A 20,971-nucleotide genomic window follows, 5' to 3' on the forward strand; every position below is an offset into this window, starting at 1 on the left:
GAAGCCGATGTGGACGGGAACAGCATGAAACTGCGCGATCTTTTCAGCGATGATGGCGCGATCGATGGGCCTGCAGGCGACATCGACGTCAGCGGGCTCGCCGTCGATAGCCGTGCCGTCAAACCCGGCGACCTGTTCTTTGCGCTGGCCGGCAGCAAGACCGATGGTGCGCGTTTCGTCACCCAGGCGATTGCCGCCGGCGCCGTTGCAGTGGCCGGTGACCACATGCCGATCGGCCTGCCGGTGCCCTATGTCGTCACTCCCAATCCGCGCCTCGCGCTGGCGCGGGCAGCCGCCAAATTCCATCCGCGCCAGCCGGCGGTGATCGCCGCCGTCACCGGCACCTCCGGCAAAACCTCGGTGGCGTCCTTCGTGCGCGAGATCTGGGGCCGGCTCGGTCATCAGGCCGCCAGCATCGGCACCATCGGTCTGGTGTCGCCGAAGCGCACCGTCTACGGCTCGCTGACCACGCCGGATCCCATTTCCCTGCACCGCGAACTCGACGAGATCACCGGCGAGGGTGTCACCCATCTCGCGCTGGAGGCCTCGTCGCACGGGCTTGACCAGTTTCGCCTCGACGGCGTCCGCATCCAGGCCGGCGGCTTCACCAATCTGTCGCGCGACCACATGGACTACCATCCGGACATCGCGCACTATCTCGGCGCCAAGCTGCGGCTGTTTCTGAATCTCGTCGTCGATGATGGCGTCGCCGTGGTCGCGGCCGATCACGAACATTCCGCGCAGGTGATCCATGCCGCGCAATCGCGCCATCTCAACCTCATCACGGTCGGGCGCCGGGGTGGGGCGGGCGAAGGCATCCGGCTGGTTGACGCGGCGATCGATGGCTTTGCGCAAAAACTAACGCTGGAGCATCGCGGCAAGACCTTCGATATCAAACTGCCGCTGGTCGGCGAATTCCAGATCGAGAACGCGCTGGTCGCGGCCGGTCTGGTGATCGGCACCGGGAGCGATACGGACGCGGTCTTCGCCGCGCTCGAACATCTCGAGGGCGCCCGGGGCCGGCTGGAGCGCGTCGGCGACCATCATGGCGCGCCGGTGTTCGTCGATTACGCGCATAAGCCGGACGCGCTCGCCAAGGCGCTGCAGGCGCTGCGGCCCTATGCCAAGCGCAGGCTGGTCGTGGTGTTCGGCGCCGGCGGCGACCGCGACACCGGCAAGCGGCCGCTGATGGGCGAGATCGCGGCGGCCAATGCCGACCATGTCATCGTCACCGACGACAATCCGCGCTCTGAGGACCCCGCCAGGATCCGGGCGGCCATCATGGCCACCGCCAGCGGCGCGATCGAAATCGGCGACCGCGCCGAGGCGATCCGCGCGGCGATCGCAGGCCTGCAAGAGGGCGACGCACTGCTGATCGCCGGCAAGGGACACGAGACTGGACAGATCGTTGGCGACCGCGTGTTGCCGTTCAGTGATCACGAGGCGGCAGGGGCCGCGCTGAATTCGGGGGTGTCATGAGCGACTTTTTATGGACCTGCGCGGATATGACCCAGGCGATGCGCGCGACCGTGCGGGGCGCGCTTCCGGAAGGCATCACCGGCATCTCGATCGACAGCCGCAGCATCGCGCCGGGCGAGGCCTATTTTGCCATCAAGGGCGAGGTTCATGACGGCCACGCTTTCGTCGAGGCTGCATTGAAGAACGGCGCAGGCGTCGCCGTGGTCGAGGCGGCGCAGCGCGACAGATTTCCGCAAGACGCTCCGCTACTGATTGTCGATGACGTGCTCAAGGGCCTTGTCGATCTCGGCATCGCTGCTCGCGCGCGGCTGGGCGGGCAGGTGATCGCGGTGACCGGCTCGGTCGGCAAGACCTCGACCAAGGAGGCGCTGCGCCGGGTGTTCGAGGCGCAGGGCGAGACCCATGCTTCGGTGGCTTCGTTCAACAACCACTGGGGCGTGCCCCTGACGCTGGCGCGCTGCCCGGCCACGGCGCGCTTTGCGGTGTTCGAGATCGGCATGAACCATGCCGGCGAGATCGAGTCGCTGGTGAAAATGGTGCGGCCGCATTTCGCCATCATCACCACCGTGGAGCCGGTGCATCTCGAATTCTTCAGCGGCGTGACAGCCATTGCCGATGCCAAGGCCGAGATATTCGCAGGTCTTGAGCCCGGCGGGGTTGCGATCCTCAACCGTGACAACGTGCATTTCGCGCATCTGCAGAAACGCGCGGACGAATATGGCGTTTCGCGCATTGTGTCGTTCGGCAGTGATTTGTCCGCTGACGTGCGGCTGATCGATATCGCGCTGCATCCGACCTGCTCGGCGGTGCATGCCGACATCCTCGGCCACGACGTCACCTACAAGCTCGGCATGCCCGGCCGCCACATGGCGATAAATTCGCTGGCGGTGCTCGCCGCGGCCCTGCTGATGGGCGCCGATCTGGCGCTGGCGGCGCTGACGCTGTCAAAGGTGGAGCCCGCGGTCGGCCGCGGCCTGCGCTATCAGCTTGCGCTCGTCGGCGGCGAGGCGGTGTTGATAGACGAGACCTTCAACGCCAATCCGGCCTCGATGCAGGCAGCACTCAGCGTGCTCGGCGCGGCCGAGGTGGGGTCGAAAGGCCGCCGCATTGCGGTGCTGGGCGACATGCTGGAACTCGGGCCCGAGGGCGCGGAATTGCACCGCGGCGTGGTCGATGCCGTAAACAACGAGCAGATCGACCTGGTATTTTGCTGTGGTCCCTTGATGCGCAATCTGTGGGACGCCCTTTCCACCGGCCGGCGGGGCGGCTATGCCGAAGATGCCGCCGCGCTCGAATCGCAGGTTCTGGCCGCGATCCGCGCCGGCGACGTCATCATGGTCAAGGGCTCCAAGGGCTCGCGCATGCATCCGATTGTCTCCGCGCTGCAAAAGCGCTTTCCCGGCAACGCCGCGCACGACGACACCGCGGTATAGGCGAACTGAATGTTCTACTGGCTGATCGACTTTGCCGGGACGGTCCCGGTGTTCAACGTGTTCCGCTACATCACCTTCCGCACCGGCGGCGCGATGGTGACCGGGGCGTTGTTCGTGTTCCTGTTCGGGCCCTGGATCATCGACAATCTGCGGCTGCGACAGGGCAAGGGCCAGCCGATCCGCGCCGATGGCCCGCAGACCCATCTGGTCAAGGTCGGCACGCCGACCATGGGCGGGCTGATGATCCTGTCCGGCCTCGTCGTGTCCACGCTGCTGTGGGCCAACCCGCGCAATCCCTATGTCTGGATCGTGATGGCGGTGACGCTCGGCTTCGGCTTCGTCGGATTTTATGACGACTATCTCAAGGTCACCAAGCAGACCGAGGCGGGCTTCGCCGGCCGCACCCGACTGGCGATCGAGACGCTGATCGCCGCCGCCGCCTGCTATGCCTTCGTCCGGCTCGGCCGCGACCCGCTGTCGAGTTCGCTGGTGCTGCCGTTCTTCAAGGATCTGGCGCTGAATTTCGGCTGGTTCTTCGTGATCTTCGGCGCCTTCATCGTGGTCGGCGCCGGCAATGCGGTGAACCTCACCGACGGCCTCGATGGCCTGGCCATCGTGCCGGTGATGATCGCCTCCGCCAGCTTTGGCCTGATCGCCTATCTGGCCGGCAATCTAGTGTTCTCCGACTATCTGCAGATCAACTACGTCGCCGGCACCGGCGAACTGGCGGTGCTGTGCGGCGCGGTGCTCGGCGCCGGGCTCGGCTTCCTGTGGTTCAACGCGCCGCCGGCCTCGATCTTCATGGGCGATACCGGATCATTGGCGCTGGGCGGCATGCTCGGCTCGATCGCGGTCGCCGTGAAACACGAGATCGTGCTGGCGGTGATCGGCGGGCTGTTCGTGCTGGAAGCTGTATCGGTGATCGTGCAGGTGACCTCCTTCAAGCTGACCGGCAAGCGCGTGTTCCGGATGGCGCCGATCCATCATCACTTCGAGCAGAAGGGCTGGACCGAGCCGCAGATCGTGATCCGGTTCTGGATCATCTCGGTGATGCTGGCGCTGGTCGGCCTCTCGACGCTGAAGCTGCGATAGCGCGCGCCGCGCTTGCCTTCCCCTCTCCCCTTGTGGGAGAGGGTGGATCGACCGCTCTAGCGAAGCTTCGCTTCGCACGGGCGGTCGAGACGGGTGAGGGGTAGTGCTCTGCGGCGCCCCCTCATCCGACGCGGACTTCGTCCGCGTCACCTTCTCCCACAAGGGGAGAAGGAAGGAAGAGGAACAGTATTATGATCCCCGTCACCTCTTTTGCCGGCAAGACCGTCGCGGTGTTCGGCCTCGGCGGTTCGGGCCTCGCCTCGTGCCATGCGCTGCGCGCCGGCGGCGCCGAGGTGGTCGCCTGCGACGACAGCATCGACCGCATGGTCGAGGCCGCGCGCGCCAATTTCATCACCGCCGATCTGCGCAGCGTGGCGTGGGAAAATTTCGCCGCGCTGGTGCTGACGCCGGGCGTGCCGCTGACGCATCCCGTGCCGCACTGGACCGTGCTGAAAGCGCGCGAGGCCGGCGTCGAGGTGATCGGCGATATCGAATTGTTTTGCCGCGAGCGCGCGTTACATGCGCCCGACGCGCCGTTCATTGCGATCACCGGCACCAACGGCAAGTCGACCACCACGGCGCTGATCGCGCATCTGATGCGCGAGGCCGGCTTCGACACCCAGATGGGCGGCAATATCGGGACCGCGATCCTGTCGCTGGAGCCGCCGGCCAAGGGCCGCGTCCATGTGATCGAGATGTCTTCCTACCAGATCGACCTGACGCCCTCGCTGGATCCCAGCGTCGGCATTCTGCTCAACGTCACGCCGGACCACATCGACCGCCACGGCACGCTCGAACATTATGCTGCGGTGAAGGAGCGCCTGATCGCCGGCGTGCAGGGGCACGGCACCGCGATCGTCGGCGTCGATGACGACTGGTGCCGAGCGGTGGCCGATCGCGCCGAACAGGGCGGCAAGAACGTCGTGCGCGTCTCGGTGGAGGGCCCGCTCAGGGACGGCCTGACCGCAGATGGCGCGACCATCGTCTCCAACGTTGCCGGGGTGCCCCATCCGCTGGTCGATCTCGCCGGCATCGGCTCGCTGCGTGGCCTTCACAATGCGCAGAACGCCGCCTGCGCCGCTGCGGCGGCGCTGGCGCTCGGCATCGACATAGATGTGCTGCAGCAGGGCCTGCGCAGCTTTCCCGGCCTGGCGCACCGCATGGAGCAGGTCGGCCGCCAGGGCAGGGCGCTGTTCGTCAACGACTCCAAGGGCACCAATGCCGACGCCACCGCGAAAGCGCTGTCGTCGTTTCCCGGCATCTTCTGGATCGCTGGCGGCAAGGCGAAGGAGGGCGGTATCGAGAGCCTGGCCGAATTCTTCCCGCGAATCCGCAAGGCCTATCTGATCGGCGAAGCAGCTAGCGAATTCGCCCACACGCTCGATGGCAAGGTCCCTTACGAGATCAGCGAGACGCTCGATGTCGCGGTGCCGGCCGCCGCGCGCGACGCGGCGGTGTCGGATGTCACCGAGCCCGTCGTGCTGCTGTCGCCGGCCTGCGCGTCGTTCGACCAGTTCCGCAATTTCGAAATCCGCGGCAACAGGTTTCGCGAACTGGTTCTGGCGCTGCCGGATGTAGAACCAGTTTAGTGCGACGGCTTGAATGAACTCCCTCCCCCGCAAGGGGGAGGGGAAAGAAGCCGGCGTGCTTGGCGGTGATGACAATCTGGCTGCTGCTCAAATTTTCATATCCCGTTAACCGGCTGGCAACCACGATGGCGCACCAATGGAGCTCCTTGGCCTGCAGGTATGCCCATGATCTCCCGTGAACAACGCACGCCGCTCAGCGAATGGTGGTGGACCGTGGACCGGCTGCTGCTGGCCGCGATCATCGCGCTGATGCTGGCCGGGGTGATCCTGTCGCTGGCCGCCTCGCCGCCGGTGGCAACAAGAATCGGGCTCGATCCCTTCCACTTCTTCAATCGCCACGTGCTATTCATGATCCCGTCGGCCATCGTGCTGATCGGGGTGTCGTTCCTGACGCCACGGCAGATCCGGCGCGGCGCGCTGATCGTGTTCGCGATCTCGGTGGTGCTGATCGTCGCGACCCTGTTGATCGGCCCCGAGGTCAAAGGGGCCAAGCGCTGGATCACCATTCTCGGCGTCAACATCCAGGCGTCCGAATCCGCCAAGCCGTCGTTCGTCGTGGTCGCCGCCTGGCTGTTCTCCGAGTCCGCGCGAAAACCGGACATGCCGGCGACCTCGATGGCGGTGGTGCTGCTCCTGATGCTGGTCTCGCTGCTGGTGCTGGAGCCCGACTTCGGCCAGACCATGCTGATCCTGATGGTGTGGGGCTCGCTGTTCTTCATCGCCGGCATGCGGATGGTCTGGGTGTTCGGCCTCGCCGCCACCGCCGCGGGCGGGCTGTTCACCGCCTACCTGTTCGTGCCGCACGTCGCCGGCCGCATCAAGCGCTTCATGGATCCGGCTTCCGGCGACACCTTTCAGGTCGACACCGCGATGGAAGCCTTCGGCAATGGCGGCTGGTTTGGGCTTGGACCCGGCGAAGGCATCGCCAAGCGCAGCCTGCCGGACAGTCACACCGACTTCGTCTTCGCCGTCGGCGCCGAGGAGTTCGGCATTTTCTTGTGCCTGGCGCTGCTGGCGCTGTTCGCCTTCATCGTGATCCGCGCGCTGTCGCGCGCCTATCAGACCGAGGACCTGTTCACGCGCTTTGCGGCGTCGGGTCTGGCGATCCTGTTCGGCGTGCAGGCGGCGATCAACATGGCGGTCAACCTGCATCTCATTCCCGCGAAAGGCATGACGCTGCCGTTCCTGTCCTATGGCGGCTCGTCGATGATCTCGCTGGCCTACAGCGTCGGCATGCTCTTGGCACTGACGCGGATGCGACCGCGCACCGAGATGGAAACCATTTCGACCGCCAACGCCACCAGCGCTTACGCGTGACGTCATGAGCCAAGCCCCTCTGATCCTGCTCGCGGCCGGCGGCACCGGCGGCCATTTGTTTCCGGCGGAGGCGCTTGGCGTCGCCCTGATGAAGCGCGGCTGGCGGGTGCGACTGGTTACCGACGCGCGCGCGCTGAAATATAGCGGGCTGTTTTCGCGCGAAATGATCGACGTGGTGCCAAGCGAAACGCTGCGCAGCCGCAACCTGGTCGCGCTGGCGCGCACCGGTCTCATGCTCGCCGCCGGCACCGGCGTTGCGCTCAATCTGATGCGGACCTTGAAGCCCGCCGCCGTGGTCGGCTTCGGCGGTTATCCGACGCTGCCGCCGCTGGTCGCCGCCAGGCTGTTCGGCGTGCCCACCCTCATCCATGATTCCAACGCGGTGATGGGCCGCGCCAACCGGCTGTTGTCCGGCCATGTCAGCGCGATTGCGACCTCGCTGCCCGGCGTGCTCGACCGCGATCCTGATCTCGCGAAGAAGACCACCACCACGGGCACCCCGATGCGCCCGGCAATTCTCGCCGCCGCCGCGGTGCCCTATGCGGCACCTGCGCTCGACGGGCCGCTGCGGCTGCTGGTCGTCGGCGGCAGCCAGGGCGCGCGGATCATGGCGGACATCGTGCCGGGCGCGATCGAACGCCTCGAGCCGGCGCTCTGGAACCGGCTGGTCTTGACCCAGCAGGTCCGCGACGAGGATCTGGCGCGGGTCCGCGCGGTCTACGACAAGCTCAAGATCAAGGTCGAACTGGCGCCGTTCTTCAGCGACCTGCCGGCGCGGCTGGCGTCGAGCCAATTGGTGGTGTCGCGCTCCGGCGCCGGCACGGTCGCCGAGCTTGCCGCGATCGGCCGGCCCTCGATCCTGGTGCCGCTGCCCGGCGCGCTCGACCAGGACCAGTTCGCCAATGCCGGCGTGCTGGTCGAGGCGGGGGGCGCGATCCGGCTGTCGCAGGATGAATTCACGCCGGACCGGCTAGCTGCGGAAATCTCCGCGCTGGCCGCCGAGCCGGCGCGGCTGGCCGTGATGGCTCAGGGCGCCCGCACGGTCGGCAAGCTCGACGCGGCCGAGCGGCTGGCGGATCTGGTCGCGAAGGTGGCGGGGATCTGATCGCTGTCGTTTTCTCGATGCGCTGCAGCGCGTACCGCTGCGGCGCAAATCCGGGCAACGAAGTCGTATCGTACTAACGTCGTACTACACAACGGCCCCGGTCTATGTCGTTTTGTTAGTCCATGACAAGCGATCCTTTCAACATCGTTCCGGCCACCCATCGTGACACCGCACGGTCGGCGTTGGCGGCTGCCTTCGGCTCGGCGCCCATTGGGGCGATCGCGCCTTTGATGGGCGGCGTGTCCGGCGCTCTGGTGTTTCGCGTTACGTCGGCCGGTAGGCAGTACGTGCTGCGGATGGAGGGCGCCGCCAGTCCGTTGCGCAATCCGCACCAGTACGCCTCGATGCAGATCGCAGCGGAAGCTGGCATTGCGCCGCGGTTGCACTTCGTTGACGATGTTTCGCGCGTCGTCGTAATGGATTTTATCGCCGAACAACCGCTTCTGACCTTTCCCGGTGGGCAGCGCGCGCTGGCCCAGGCGCTGGGTGAAATGCTGCGGCGCCTGCAGGCGACTCCGACCTTCGAACACTTTGTCGAGTATCCCGACATCGTCACGCGGCTGTGGGCGCATGTGTGCCGGACCGGCCTATTTGCTCCGGGGGTGCTCGATGCTCATACCCAGCGCCTGACCGATATCCGTGCCGCTTATGTTTGGAATCCGGCCGATGCGGTCTCCGCCCATAACGACGTGCTGCCGCGCAACCTGCTCTTCGATGGCGAACAGCTTTGGTTGGTTGACTGGGAGTCGGCCTATTGCAGCGATCCGCTGATCGACGTTGGCATCGCGCTGGACAATTTCGCGCCGTCTCCGGAACTGGAGGATGTGCTGCTGCAGGCCTGGCTCGGCCGCGCGCCGGACCGGGCGATGCGCGACCGGCTAGCGCTGACCCGCGCGTTGACCCGGCTGTACTATGCCGGCGTGCAGTTCAGCGCCGTGGCGGCCGGGCCGCGGCCGGCTCCGGATACGGATGTGGCAGCGCCAACGCTGGCCGAATTCAGGCGGGCTCTGCGCGACGGCCGACTTTCGCCCGATGCTGCGGAGACCCGGCAGGTTCTCGGCAAGATGTATCTGGCTGCGTTTTTCACAGGCGGGAAGCCACCCGGCCTGCCGCCGCCCATTAGCGCATTTAGGATCAAACACGACCTGGAATAGCCGTATCTTAGGGGAAGGCGGCCCGAATGGGCCCGTTTTTCGATATCCAAGCGTCATGGCCGGGGCTTGTCCCGGCCGACTCCGTCTTGCATGAAGGGGGGCGATTCGCGGCGTCCGGACCTGACGGAAGACGCGCTTCGCGCTTTTGCCCGGCCCGCCCAGACAGACGAGACCCAGCCCATGAGACTGCCCCGCGAGATCGGCCCCATCCACTTCGTCGGCATCGGCGGCATCGGCATGAGCGGCATCGCCGAGGTGCTGTGCAATCTCGGCTATACCGTGCAGGGCTCCGACGCCTCCGAGAGCGCCAACGTCAACCGGCTCAGAGAGAAGGGCATCGTGATCCATGTCGGCCACGCCGCCGAAAACGTTGCCGGCGCCGACGTGCTGGTGGTCTCCACCGCGATCAAACGCGATAATCCCGAATTGATGGCCGCGCGTGCGCAGCGCATCCCGGTGGTGCGCCGCGCCGAAATGCTGGCCGAGCTGATGCGGCTGAAGAGCTGCGTCGCCATCGCCGGCACCCACGGCAAGACGACGACGACCTCGATGGTTGCGGCGCTGCTCGACGCCGGCGATCTCGATCCCACCGTGATCAATGGCGGCATCATCAACGCCTACGGCACCAATGCGCGGCTCGGCGCCGGCGAGTGGATGGTGGTGGAGGCCGACGAGAGCGACGGCACCTTCCTGAAGCTGCCGGCCGACGTCGCCATCGTCACCAACGTCGATCCCGAACATCTCGACCATTTTGGTACTTTCGAAGCCGTGCAGGACGCGTTCCGACACTTTGTCGAGAACGTGCCGTTCTACGGCTTTGCCGTGATGTGCATCGATCATCCGGTGGTGCAGAGCATCGTCGGCCGTATCGAGGACCGCCGCATCATCACCTATGGCGAGAACCCGCAGGCCGATGCGCGGCTGGTGGATCTCAAGCCCGCCAATGGCGGCTCCGCCTTCACCGTCGCGTTCCGCGATCGCAAGGCCGGCACCACAGAGACCATCACCGATCTCGTGCTGCCGATGCCCGGCCGCCACAACGCGCTCAACGCCACTGCGGCGATCGCCGTGGCGCATGAGCTCGGCATGTCGGGCGACGCGATCCGCAAGGCGCTGGCCGGGTTCGGCGGCGTCAAGCGCCGCTTCACCAAGACCGGCGAATGGAACGGCGTCACCATCATCGACGATTACGGCCACCATCCGGTGGAGATCACCGCCGTGCTGCGCGCCGCGCGGGAATCCACTACCGGCAAGGTGATCGCCGTGGTGCAGCCGCATCGCTTCACCCGCCTGCAGTCGCTGTTCGAGGAATTCTGCACCTGCTTCAACGACGCCGACACCGTGATCGTCGCCGAAGTCTATCCGGCCGGCGAAGCGCCGATCGCGGGCATCGACCGTGATCACTTCGTGCTCGGCCTGCGCGCGCACGGTCACCGCGAAGTGTTCCCGCTGCAGGACAGCGCGGGGCTGGCGGCGCTGGTCGCGGGCGTTGCGAAGAGCGGCGACACCGTGGTGTGCCTGGGTGCGGGCAATATCACGCAATGGGCCTATGCGCTGCCGGGCGAATTGAAGGCGCTGGGGTAGCAACGTCGATGTTCATCGCTGACATCGCCACACACGCCGCTGCGCTCCCTCCCCCCTTGCGGGGGAGGGTCGGAGAGGGGGGGCCACAAGCGACGTCGCCCATGGCACCCCCACCCCCGGCCCCTCTCCGCCTAGCGAAGCTTCGCTTCGCGCGGGGGGAGGGGAGCACTGCTCGCGTGCCCCGAGGCGAAGAAGCGGCATTTGCTCGCATACAGACACAAAAATGACCTTCCCCGACCTCACTCCGGACCTCAAAGCCGCCATGCCCGAACTCCGCGGGCGTTTGCTGGCGAATGAATCGCTCGCGCCGCTGACGTGGTTTCGCGTCGGTGGTCCCGCGCAAATCCTGTTCACGCCGGCGGACGAAGATGACCTCGCATACTTCCTCTCGAACTTGCCGCGCGACATTCCCGTTGCCATGATCGGTGTCGGCTCCAACCTGATCGTGCGCGACGGCGGCGTGCCGGGCGTCGTGATCCGGCTCAGCCCGCGCGGCTTCGGTGCGACGGTCGCGAATGGCGATTGCATCACCGCCGGCACCGCCGCGCTCGACAAGCGCGTCGCGGAAGCCGCGGCGGCGGCTAATATCAGCGGGCTGGAATTCTACTTCGGCATTCCCGGCACGATCGGCGGCGCGTTGCGGATGAATGCCGGCGCCAATGGCGGCGAGACCAAAGACGTGCTGATCAAAGCCACCGGCATCGGCCGCGATGGCGCGAAGCATGTCTTCGACAATGCCGCGATGGCGTTCGTCTATCGCAATTCCGGCGTTGATCCGCAGGTCATCTTCACGTCCGCGACCTTTCGCGGACGTATCGCCGAGCCGTCCGCGATCCGGGCGCGCATGGACGAGGTGCAGGCGCATCGCGAGACCGCGCAGCCGATCCGCGAAAAGACCGGCGGCTCGACGTTCAAGAATCCGCCCGGCCATTCCGCCTGGAAGCTGGTCGATGCCGCCGGCTGCCGCGGCCTGCGGGTGGGTGGCGCGCAGGTCTCGGAGATGCACTGCAACTTCCTGATCAACACCGGCGACGCCACCGCCGCGGATATCGAAACGCTCGGCGATACCGTGCGGGCGAGGGTGCTGGCGCAGTCAGGAATCGACCTGCACTGGGAAATCAAGCGGATCGGCGTGAAATAGAACTGTCATTCCGGGGCGCGAGAGCGCAGCTTGAGCGAACCCGGAATCCCGAGATGGGAAGATGCACATCTCGGGATTCCGGGTCTGCATCAGCCGGCTACGCCGTCTGCTGCATCCCGGAATGACAGCTTGTGGATATAGCGCGCTACTTCGCGGCCGGCGTAGCCGTCGGCTCCACCGGCGCCACCACATCGCTCAGCGACAACAACTTTTCCAGCGGCAGCGGCGAGACGCGGAAGCTGCCCTGGAAGGGGTGCTCCTGCAGCGCGATCAGGCCGAGCGCCACCACCGCGGCGGTCGAGAACACGGTCAGCGCGGCCAATAGCGCGCGAGGCTTTTCCAGATGCACCAGGCCCAGCGCCACCTGCGTCATCAGGCCGAGGATCAGCACCGAGATCCATTTCAAATCATTGGTCTGGTCGGACGACAGGCTGAGCCGGTCGGTACGCGCGGTGCCGACACGGACCGCCGCGTTGAGCAGTGCGCTGTGCACCGCCGCGCTGGCATCGCGGGTGATGGTGGGATCGCTGACCTCGCGCAGCAGCGTGTCATAGGCGGTCGAGGTGGCCGCGGCATTGCCGTTGCCCATCATCTGCGGCCATTCTTCCTGCGCCGCGCTGCGGGCATAGTCCTTCAGCGCCATGCGGATCTCGCGCATGTCGGTCACGGACGCCACCGACAGCGTATAGATGTTGCGCAATTCGCCGGCCTCGGTCTGCACCGCGCGCAGCGCCTGGCGGTTGCGTTCGCCGATGTCGTTGGCGAGAAAGCCGGTCAACAGCGCGAACAGGATCGCCACCGCCGAGAAGAACGGCGCCACCACGCCGTTCAGCGACAATACCCCGCGCCGCACCGGCGAGCGGAAGATCAGCCCGGCCAGCGCCCAGGCAGCGCCGAAATACAGCACGAATAGCGTGGCAAAAATGCCAATGGCCGGCAGGTCGAGCCAGGCTCGGATCATGAACGTCTCCTGATGTCGCGGAAGGCTCGCGCTGGCGGCGCAAATCAGCAATATCTGACTCGCCATGCTATGGGCATCGACGAGGCGAATGAGGGTGAATCGATGGTTGAGTGGGACAGAGCAAAGCGCATCACCATCCTGTTCGGTGGCTTGAACAAGGAGCGACTGGTCTCGGTGGCCTCCGCGCAGGCGCTGCACCGCGCGCTGCCCGATGCCGAACTGTGGTTCTGGGACGCCGACGATCAGGTCTATCCGACACAGCCGTCCGCGCTGCTGGGTCACGGCCGCCCCTTCGAAGAAGCCTTTCAGCCGGGCTCGGCCAGCCTCGGCCGGCTGACGCAGGCGCTCGATCAGGCCAAGGCGGAGAACCGCGTGCTGCTGCTCGGCCTGCACGGCGGCACCGCGGAGAACGGCGAATTGCAGGCGATGTGCGAGATGCGCGGCATCCCTTACACCGGCTCCGGCTCGGCATCGTCCAATCTCGCCTTCGACAAGGTGGCGTCCAAACGTTTCGCGGCGATTGCCGGCGTGACCATCGCCGAAGGCATCGCGCTGGACGATCTGGAAGCAGCGCTCGCCGAACACGGCAAACTCATCGCCAAGCCGGCGCGCGACGGATCGAGCTACGGCCTGATCTTCGTCAACGCCACGCAGGACATCGCGGCCGTGCGTGCCGCCGCGCGGACCGAGGATTATGTGATCGAACCGTTCGTCGCCGGAATCGAATCCACCTGCGGCGTGCTGGAGCAGGCCGACGGCTCATTGCTGGCGCTGCCACCGATCGAGATCATCCCGGCCGAGGGCGGCTTCGACTACGAGGCCAAATATCTGGCGAAATCGACGCAGGAAATCTGCCCCGGCCGGTTTGCGCCGGAGATCAGCGAAGCGATCATGGCAGACGCGGTGAAGGCGCACCGGGCGTTGTCGTGCTCGGGCTATTCGCGCTCGGATTTCATCGTGTCAGGGAAGGGCCCCGTCTATCTCGAAACCAACACGCTGCCCGGGCTGACGGCAGCCTCGCTCTACCCCAAGGCGCTGGCCGCCCAGGGCATCGGCTTCGTGGAGTTTTTGCAGGGGCAGCTGGCGCTGGCCGTGAAGCGGGCGGCTGGTGCTTCGTAGCCCGGATGGAGTTTGCGCCGGCGCTCGCAGAGCAAAGTCGGAAACGCAAGCCGGGGCCGGCCTAACCGCGGAAGCGGTTTTCCCTTATTGCGGCCTCGCGACGCAAGGGCGCCGCGCTGCCTCCATCCGGGCTACGGCTCCGCGCGCGCTTGCCCGGCATCGCGTGTCTCCAAAGACTCGGTTCCGCTAAACTCTTGCATAACCGCATCTAATCGTGCCCTGCGCGGACCCTCTTTACACTTTGTTTACCAGGAAGTCCGAAGGTTAACGCTGGCGGCGCTGGTGCGTCTGGCTGCCGAGGCGTGAGCGTGCGGAGTTCCGTAGCGAGCATGGCGTCGGCGTCCGGTTCACGGTGCCATGGTCCGCGATGACGCGGGCCTAACAGATGACGAGCTCGTGCAATGCTTGGTGCAGGACGCCTTTCCCGGTCGGATCGACCGCAGGGCCCCCAAACTGACCTGAGGCTGGCGGCCCGCGGCGCAGCGATCCTGCTGCGCGAGCAGCTGGCTCCGCTTGCGCGTTTTCTCAGCCAGCCGCGCGCCCGCAAGGCGGCGATCCGCGAGCAGAACTCGAACCGCTTCATCGCTGCGTTCGAGCGTTACGTGCCGCGCCGTGTCGGCATTGCCGCCACCGTCCTGATGCTGCTCGGCAGCGTCGCGCTCGGCGTCGTCAATGGCGGTCACGTCGAAGAACTCACCGAATTCCTCTCGGATACCCGCAACGCCGCGGCCAATGCCGCCGGCTTCCGCATCGCGTCGGTGACGCTGAACGGCCGCAAGCAACTGACGCAGGACGAAATCCTCGCGATCGGGGGCGTCAACGGCCGCTCCTCGCTGCTGTTTCTCGACGCCGCCACCGTGCGCGACCGGCTGAAGGCCAATCCGTGGATTGCCGACGCCAACGTGCTGAAACTGTATCCCGACCGGCTGCAGATCGACGTCACCGAGCGCACCGCGTTCGCGTTGTGGCAGCAGGATGGCCGCCTGGCCGTCGTCGCCGCCGACGGCGCGGTGCTGGAAAACTACGTTTCGAAACGCTTCACCACGCTGCCTTTGGTGGTCGGCAAGGGCGCCGACACGCGCGCCCGCGATTTTCTCGCGCTGCTGGATCGCTACCCGCAGGTCCGCGCCGTCACCCGTGCCGCGATCCTGGTCGGCGAGCGGCGTTGGAATTTGCGTCTGACGGACGGGCTCGACGTGCGCCTGCCGGAGAACGACGTCGGCAATGCGCTGGCGATGCTGAGCCAGCTCGACAAGGAAGATCATTTGTTCTCGAAAGATATTGTCGCGATCGACATGCGTCTGTCCGACCGGCTGACCGTGCGGCTGTCGGAAGACGCCGCAAAGGCCCGCGACGAGCTGTTCGCCAAGGAGAACAAGACGAAGAAGAAAGCAGGCGCGGCATGACCGGGCTTGATCGCACCCAGGCACCGAAGACGCGCCAGATGGCGCCGAACCGCACCGCGCTGGTGGCGTCGCTCGACGTCGGCACCAGCAAGATCGCCTGCATGATCGCGCGTCTCAAGCCGTGCGCGCCGAACGAGGCGTTGCGCGGTCGCACCCACGCCGTCGAACTGGTCGGCTACAGCCAGATCCAGTCGCGCGGCGTCAAGTCCGGCGCCGTCGTCGACATGGGCGAATGCGAGCAGGCGGTGCGCCAGGCGGTGTCGCTGGCCGAACGCATGGCGAAGGCCCGCGTCGAATCCGTTCTGCTGTCCGTCTCCGCCGGCCGCCTGCAGGGCCAGTTGATCGAGGCGTCCGCCGACATCAAGGGCAGCGCCGTCACGGCTGCCGATGTCACCCGCGTGACCTCCACCGGGATGAAACACGCCACGCCGCCCGGCCGCACCGTGCTGCACGCGCTGCCGGTCAGCTATTCGCTGGATGGCGTCAAGGGCATCCGCGATCCCAAGGGCATGGTCGCTTCGCAATTCGGCGTCGACATGAACGTCGTGACCGCCGACGCCACAGTCGCGCGCAACCTGATGCTGGTCGTCGAGCGTTGCCATCTCAATGTCGAGGCGATGGCCGCGTCGCCTTACGTCGCCGGCCTGTCGGTTCTGACCGACGACGAAAGCGATCTCGGCGCTGCCGTCGTCGAGATGGGGGCAGGGACCACCACGATCGCGATCTATTCCGGCGGCCGTTTCGTGCATGCCTCCGGCTTTGCGGTCGGCGGGCAACACATCACCATGGATATCGCCCGTGGCCTGGGTTGCTGCATCGCGGATGCCGAGCGAATCAAGACGTTATATGGCACGGTACTGACGGGTGGATCGGACGCGCGCGAAGTGATGAACGTGCCGACGGCTGGCGATAATGACCGGGACTTTCCGCAGGTCGTGACCCGCGCCACCATCGCGAACATCGTGCGGCCCCGCGCCGAGGAGATTTTTGAAATGGTCAGGGACCGGCTGGCGGATTCGCCGTTTGCAGCAGAGCCGCGGGCGCGCGTCGTGCTGTCGGGCGGCGCCTCGCAGCTCACCGGTCTCGCCGAACTCGGCAGCCAGGTTCTCGGCCGTCCGGTTCGCATCGGACGTCCGCTCGGGTTCGGCCGGCTGCCCAATGAGGCCAAGAGCGCCTCGTTCGCGGTGCCGACGGGCCTCCTGGTCTATCCGCAATTCGCCCATCTTGAGCACGTCGAGCCCCGCTACACCCGCCAGCTCAAGACCGGCACCGGCGACGGTTATTTCGGAAAGGTCGGGCGATGGCTTCGCGAAGGCTTCTGATGGCGAATTTTCAGCCGCAATTTTTTTCCACTTCGACGCTTTCGGCTTCCCGCCGCGGGCATGACCAGACAACGCGCGCGTAATCGAGAGGCAATCACATGACACTCAATCTCACCCCCCCGGATATCGCCGAACTCAAGCCCCGCATCACCGTGTTCGGTGTCGGCGGCGCCGGCGGCAATGCCGTCAACAACATGATCACCGCCGGCCTGATGGGCGTCGACTTCGTCGTCGCCAACACCGACGCGCAGGCGCTGACGATGTCGAAAGCGCAGCGCATCGTGCAGATGGGCACCGTCGTGACCCAGGGCCTCGGCGCCGGTTCGCAGCCGGACGTCGGTGCGGCCGCCGCGCAGGAAGTGATCGACGAGATCCGCGATCACCTGTCGGGCGCCAACATGGTGTTCGTGACCTGCGGCATGGGCGGCGGCACCGGCACCGGTGCAGCCCCCGTCATCGCCAAGACCGCGCGCGACATGGGCATCCTCACCGTCGGTGTGGTGACCAAGCCGTTCCACTTCGAAGGCCAGCGCCGCATGCGCACCGCCGAGTCCGGCATTGCCGAACTGCACAAGGTGGTCGACACGCTCTTGATCATCCCGAACCAGAACCTGTTCCGGGTTGCCAACGAGAAGACCACCTTCGCCGACGCCTTCGCGATGGCCGACCAGGTGCTGTATTCGGGCGTCGCCTGCATCACCGATCTGATGGTCAAGGAAGGCCTCATCAACCTCGACTTCGCCGACGTCCGCGCCGTGATGCGCGAAATGGGCAAGGCGATGATGGGCACCGGCGAGGCCACCGGCGAGAAGCGCGCGCTGACCGCGGCCGAAGCCGCGATCGCCAACCCGCTGATCGATGATTCCTCGATGAAGGGCGCCCGCGGCCTCTTGATCTCGATCACCGGCGGCAAGGACCTGACGCTGTTCGAAGTCGACGAAGCCGCGACCCGCATTCGTGAAGAAGTCGATGCCGACGCCAACATCATCGTCGGCGCGACCTTCGACGAGACCCTCGACGGCGTGATCCGCGTCTCCGTGGTGGCCACCGGCATCGACCAGTCGCTGCTGGCCCGCAATGCCGCGGCGCCTGCCGCCGCCGTGACCAATGCCGTCGCCGCCAACCCGGACAACCGTCTCGCCGACCTGACCGCCAAGCTGCGCGCCGACAATCAGCGCGCCGTCGCCTCTTCGGCACAGCAGGCCGACGCGCCGCGCCCGGCCGCCGCACCCGCGCCGCGTGCGCCAGCCAGCAACCATGAACGTGCCGCTCTGGCCGCCATCGCCGCCGCGGTTTCCCCGGACGCCCACCTGCCGGTCGCCCAGGTTTCCAGCCAGCCGGCCTCCTATGGTGACGTGACCGTGCGTCCGATCGCCCAGAAGCCGTCGCTGTTCCCGGAGACCGCCCCGCGCATGGAAGCCCATGAGCCGGCGCCGCCCGAGCAGTTCATCCCGCAGGCCGCCGAACGCGCCCCGCTGCGCGCGCCCCGGATGCCGAAATTCGACGAACTGCCGATGACGGCGCAGAACGAGATCCGCCAGGCCCGCGGCGAGACCTCGGAAGACGAGCCGCAGAAGGTGCGGATGTCGCTGCTGCAGCGTCTCGCCAATGTCGGCCTCGGCCGCCGCGAAGAGGACTCCGAGCCGGCCCGCCAGGCGCCGGCGATGGCCCCGATGCCGCCGCTGCCGGAACGCAAGCCGCAGCGCAGCGTCTCGCAGCAGATGGGGGAGCCGGTGTCGGAATACGCCCGCCGTCCGGCGCCGCAGGGTCTGGATCAGCATGGCCGCCCCGCACCTGTGGCCCCCGCGCCACAGGGCGACGACCATCTTGATATCCCGGCCTTCCTGCGCCGCCAGACCAACTGAGCTTTGTTACAATCATGACGACGACAAAGGCCCCGGCAGCGATGCCGGGGCCTTTGTCTTTGCTGCGCTGCCGCATCAAACTCTTTGTTAAGTATCTGAATTTAAAACATTAATCAGGTATTTGCGATTTCGCGTGGATTTGAAACATGCGGAAACGATGGCAAAGTCGGTCAACGCTTGGCTCGAATGCGGCGGACGTTGGGTAACAATCAGTAAAAAAGCGTGAGTTGGCGCACTTTGTGGCAGCCGGTATGGTTGCCGCGACTCGGGGAATTCAGAAACGCCGGTCGGCAGATCTGAGTGAGTCGCAGGTGGGGTTAGAATGAAATTCAGTCGTCAAACAACGCTTTGGTCGCAAGCCACCGTCACGGGTGTCGGCGTCCATTCCGGTTTGCCCGTCAGTCTGACCCTGTCCCCCGCGCCTGTCGATGCAGGCTTTATTTTTGTCCGTACCGGCCTCGATGGTCCGGACCGCGAAATCACCGCGAACGCCAAATCCGTCACCGCCACTGCCTTCGCCACCGTGCTCGGCGATCGCGAAGGTCCGCTGGTTTCCACCGCCGAACACGTTCTCGCCGCCTTGCGCGGCATGGGCGTCGATAACGCCACCATCGAAGTCGATGGCCCGGAAGTGCCGATCATGGACGGCTCCGCCGCCCCCTTCGTCGCCGCCATCGACCAGGCCGGCATCGTCGAGCAGGCCGCCCGCCGCCGCTTCATCCAGGTGCTCAAGCCGGTGCAGGTCGCGATCGGCGATTCGTTCGGCGAAATTCGCCCTCATGCAGCGGGCTTCCGCGCCGAAGTCGAAATCGATTTCGCCAATCCCATCATCGGCCGCCAGAACTACATCCTCGACCTCAACCCGCAGAGCTTCCGCCGCGACATCGCGCGTGCCCGCACCTTCGGCTGCATGAACGATGTCACCCGCCTGTGGAGCGCCGGTTTCGCGCTCGGCGCCTCGTTCGACAATTCGGTGGTCTTCGACGACGACCGCCTGCTCAACACCGAAGGCCTGCGCTTCACCGACGAATGCGTCCGCCACAAGGTGCTGGACGTGGTCGGCGATCTCGCACTGGCCGGCCTGCCGCTGCTGGGCGCCTACCGTTCGGTCCGCGGCGGCCACAAGCTCAACAACGCGGTTCTGATGGCGTTGATGGCCGATCGCTCGGCCTGGAAGATCGTCGAAGCCGACCAGGTCGCAGCCCGCCGTCCGCGCGCCGAGGTTGCCGGCGGCATGCTCGGCGGCATGATCGCCCCGGCCTTCGGCCCCGACGTTTCCTGACACGCTTGCCCGGACGTCTTGGCGTCCCGACACCTCCGGTAACTATAACCCGCTGTATTGCCGCCATCTTCGCCTTAATCCCGGCGAAAAGGCTGCGTATCCGGTTGGTTAACGGAATTTATCAGGCTAAACAGGCGCGCGGTCTTGGCAGCTACGGGCACGTAGCCGGCTAGTCCGCATTTCAGCGTTGAACGCGCAGGCACCGCATACAGGCGTCAGGTCTCATCTATGTCGACACAGCGTATCCCGCTCGAATCGCGCAGCTCCTTCCGCCGGCTGGTGTTGGCCTTGGGCCTCATCGGCTTCGCCGTTCCGCTCAGCGGCTGCGGCACCGGCGCGCTGTGGGACAAGTTTGCGTCCAAGGACGAGACCTTCGTCGAGGAGCCCGCCGACAAGCTCTATAATGAGGGCCTTTACCTCATGAACCAGAGCAAGGATCCGAAGGCCGCGGCGAAGAAGTTCGAGGAAGTCGATCGCCAGCATCCCTATTCCGACTGGGCCCGCAAATCGCTGTTGATGTCGTCCTACGCAGCCTATGAAGCGGGCGACTACGACACCGCGATCGGGTCGGCGACGCGCTACGTCACGCTGCATCCCGGCAGCCAGGACGCCGCTTACGCGCAATATCTGATCGCCGCCTCGCATTACGACCAGATCCCCGACATTTCCCGCGATCAGGGCCGCACCGAAAAGGCGATGGCCGCGCTCGAGGAAGTGGTGCGCAAATATCCGACCTCGGAATACGCCACCTCCGCCAAGAAGAAGCTGGAAGGCGCCCGTGACCAGCTGGCCGGCAAGGAAATGTCGGTCGGCCGCTATTACGCGGACAAGCGCGACTACACCGCCGCCATCAACCGCTTCAAGACCGTCGTGACGCAGTACCAGACCACCCGCCACGTCGAGGAAGCCCTCATGCGCCTTACCGAGGCCTATATGGCGATCGGCATCGTCGGCGAGGCGCAGACCGCCGCCGCCGTGCTTGGCCACAACTTTCCTGACAGCAAGTGGTACAAAGACGCCTATAATCTTGTAAAGTCCGGCGGTCTCGAGCCGAGCGAGAACAAGGGGTCTTACCTGAGCAAGGCCTTCAAGCGATTTGGCCTCGGTTAGGAACTAGACCCC

Annotated in this window: 16 protein-coding genes; 15 read left to right on the forward strand and 1 reads right to left on the reverse strand. The window is 66.0% G+C overall.

What is annotated here, in order from left to right:
- Positions 1-24 precede the first annotated feature (24 nt).
- The 9 genes from FIU28_RS09335 (at position 25) to murB (ending at position 11,894) form a co-directional block, all read left to right on the forward strand.
- Positions 25-1,479 (forward strand): UDP-N-acetylmuramoyl-L-alanyl-D-glutamate--2,6-diaminopimelate ligase, encoded by a 1,455-nt coding sequence (locus tag FIU28_RS09335; RefSeq protein ID WP_143572669.1) that lies wholly within the window; start codon positions 25-27, stop codon positions 1,477-1,479.
- On the forward strand, positions 1,476-2,912 hold the full coding sequence (locus tag FIU28_RS09340; protein ID WP_143572670.1) for a UDP-N-acetylmuramoylalanyl-D-glutamyl-2,6-diaminopimelate--D-alanyl-D-alanine ligase: 1,437 nt from the start codon (positions 1,476-1,478) through the stop codon (positions 2,910-2,912). The genes FIU28_RS09335 and FIU28_RS09340 overlap by 4 nt, the downstream gene beginning before the upstream one ends.
- 9 nt (positions 2,913-2,921) lie before the next feature.
- Complete coding sequence (gene mraY / locus FIU28_RS09345) at positions 2,922-4,004, forward strand: phospho-N-acetylmuramoyl-pentapeptide-transferase (RefSeq protein WP_143572671.1); 1,083 nt, start codon at positions 2,922-2,924, stop codon at positions 4,002-4,004.
- Between the two features lie 191 nt (positions 4,005-4,195).
- Positions 4,196-5,593 (forward strand): UDP-N-acetylmuramoyl-L-alanine--D-glutamate ligase, encoded by a 1,398-nt coding sequence (murD, locus tag FIU28_RS09350; protein WP_143572672.1) that lies wholly within the window; start codon positions 4,196-4,198, stop codon positions 5,591-5,593.
- Between the two features lie 165 nt (positions 5,594-5,758).
- Positions 5,759-6,910: a putative lipid II flippase FtsW gene (ftsW, locus tag FIU28_RS09355; protein ID WP_143572673.1), complete on the forward strand. Its 1,152-nt coding sequence runs from the start codon at positions 5,759-5,761 to the stop codon at positions 6,908-6,910.
- 4 nt (positions 6,911-6,914) lie between these two features.
- Complete coding sequence (murG, locus tag FIU28_RS09360) at positions 6,915-8,015, forward strand: undecaprenyldiphospho-muramoylpentapeptide beta-N-acetylglucosaminyltransferase (protein ID WP_143572674.1); 1,101 nt, start codon at positions 6,915-6,917, stop codon at positions 8,013-8,015.
- A gap of 122 nt (positions 8,016-8,137) precedes the next feature.
- Positions 8,138-9,169 carry a phosphotransferase gene (locus tag FIU28_RS09365; RefSeq protein ID WP_143572675.1) on the forward strand — a complete coding sequence of 344 codons (1,032 nt, stop codon included), beginning with the start codon at positions 8,138-8,140 and terminating at the stop codon, positions 9,167-9,169.
- A 180-nt stretch (positions 9,170-9,349) separates the two neighbouring features.
- Positions 9,350-10,753, forward strand: a complete 1,404-nt coding sequence (gene murC / locus FIU28_RS09370) for a UDP-N-acetylmuramate--L-alanine ligase (RefSeq protein ID WP_143572676.1) — start codon at positions 9,350-9,352, stop codon at positions 10,751-10,753.
- A 223-nt stretch (positions 10,754-10,976) separates the two neighbouring features.
- Positions 10,977-11,894 (forward strand): UDP-N-acetylmuramate dehydrogenase, encoded by a 918-nt coding sequence (murB, locus tag FIU28_RS09380; RefSeq protein WP_143572678.1) that lies wholly within the window; start codon positions 10,977-10,979, stop codon positions 11,892-11,894.
- 145 nt (positions 11,895-12,039) lie between these two features.
- Here the strand turns inward: murB and FIU28_RS09385 are convergent, their stop codons facing one another.
- Positions 12,040-12,855, reverse strand: coding sequence for a bestrophin-like domain (locus FIU28_RS09385; protein WP_143572679.1), 816 nt, complete (start codon positions 12,853-12,855; stop codon positions 12,040-12,042).
- Positions 12,856-12,957: 102 nt separating this feature from the next.
- On the opposite strand from FIU28_RS09385, the gene FIU28_RS09390 reads away from it, so the two are divergent.
- From FIU28_RS09390 to FIU28_RS09415, 6 genes are all read left to right on the forward strand, one after another.
- Positions 12,958-13,974 (forward strand): D-alanine--D-alanine ligase family protein, encoded by a 1,017-nt coding sequence (locus FIU28_RS09390; RefSeq protein ID WP_143572680.1) that lies wholly within the window; start codon positions 12,958-12,960, stop codon positions 13,972-13,974.
- 401 nt (positions 13,975-14,375) lie between these two features.
- On the forward strand, positions 14,376-15,380 hold the full coding sequence (locus tag FIU28_RS09395; protein ID WP_143572681.1) for a cell division protein FtsQ/DivIB: 1,005 nt from the start codon (positions 14,376-14,378) through the stop codon (positions 15,378-15,380).
- Positions 15,377-16,702: a cell division protein FtsA gene (gene ftsA / locus FIU28_RS09400; protein WP_143572682.1), complete on the forward strand. Its 1,326-nt coding sequence runs from the start codon at positions 15,377-15,379 to the stop codon at positions 16,700-16,702. Before FIU28_RS09395 ends, ftsA begins: the two co-directional genes overlap by 4 nt.
- 98 nt (positions 16,703-16,800) lie before the next feature.
- Positions 16,801-18,567, forward strand: a complete 1,767-nt coding sequence (gene ftsZ / locus FIU28_RS09405; protein WP_143572683.1) for a cell division protein FtsZ — start codon at positions 16,801-16,803, stop codon at positions 18,565-18,567.
- Positions 18,568-18,889: 322 nt separating this feature from the next.
- Positions 18,890-19,849, forward strand: coding sequence for a UDP-3-O-acyl-N-acetylglucosamine deacetylase (lpxC, locus tag FIU28_RS09410; protein WP_143572684.1), 960 nt, complete (start codon positions 18,890-18,892; stop codon positions 19,847-19,849).
- A 228-nt stretch (positions 19,850-20,077) separates the two neighbouring features.
- Positions 20,078-20,959 (forward strand): outer membrane protein assembly factor BamD, encoded by an 882-nt coding sequence (locus FIU28_RS09415; RefSeq protein ID WP_143572685.1) that lies wholly within the window; start codon positions 20,078-20,080, stop codon positions 20,957-20,959.
- Positions 20,960-20,971: the final 12 nt, after the last annotated feature.

The organism is Tardiphaga sp. vice154, assembly GCF_007018645.1.
GTDB lineage: Bacteria > Pseudomonadota > Alphaproteobacteria > Rhizobiales > Xanthobacteraceae > Tardiphaga.